Below are 580 nucleotides of genomic sequence, written 5' to 3'. Positions count from 1 at the left end.
GGCGAGCGCTATCCCGGCGACGCCGGGGTGCTGGCGGCGCTGCTGCTGAACCGCATCACCCTGGCCCCGGGCGAGGCCATCTTCGTCTCCGCCGGCAACCTGCACACCTACCTGCGCGGTTTCGCGGTGGAGGTGATGGCCAACTCCGACAACGTGTTACGCGGCGGGCTGACCCCCAAGCACGTCGACGTGCCCGAGCTGCTGCGCGTGCTGGACTTCGCGCCCACCACCGAGGAGCAGCTGCGCCCGCCCATCCGCCGCGAGGGTTTCGGCCTGATCTATGAGACGCCGACCGACGAGTTCGCCGTCGCCCTGTTGCAGCTCGACGACGAGTACGTCGGCCACGAGGTGGACGCGACGTGCAGCCACGACGGCCCGCAGATCCTGTTGTGCAGCCAGGGCTGCACAACGGTGCACGGCAAATCCGGCTCGCTGACACTGAAGCGGGGGATGGCCGCCTGGGTCGCGGCCGACGACGCCCCGATCCGGCTGGTCGCGCACCAACCCACCAAGTTGTTCAGGGCGACGGTGGGGTTGTGACCGGGGCCTAGGCCCGATCGTGGCGACCCGCCTCGCCCGG

1 pseudogene is annotated in these 580 nt (G+C 70.5%); it reads left to right on the top strand.

From position 1 onward, the window contains the following. A pseudogene (locus tag A5646_RS19460) lies at positions 1-540 on the top strand (mannose-6-phosphate isomerase, class I); the annotation flags it as partial. Positions 541-580: the final 40 nt, after the last annotated feature.

This window comes from Mycobacterium sp. 1245499.0 (assembly GCF_001673615.1).
Classification (GTDB): Bacteria; Actinomycetota; Actinomycetes; order Mycobacteriales; family Mycobacteriaceae; genus Mycobacterium; species Mycobacterium europaeum_A.
Note: the sequence above shows the minus strand (reverse complement) of the source record. Positions and strands in the feature narration are given on the sequence as shown.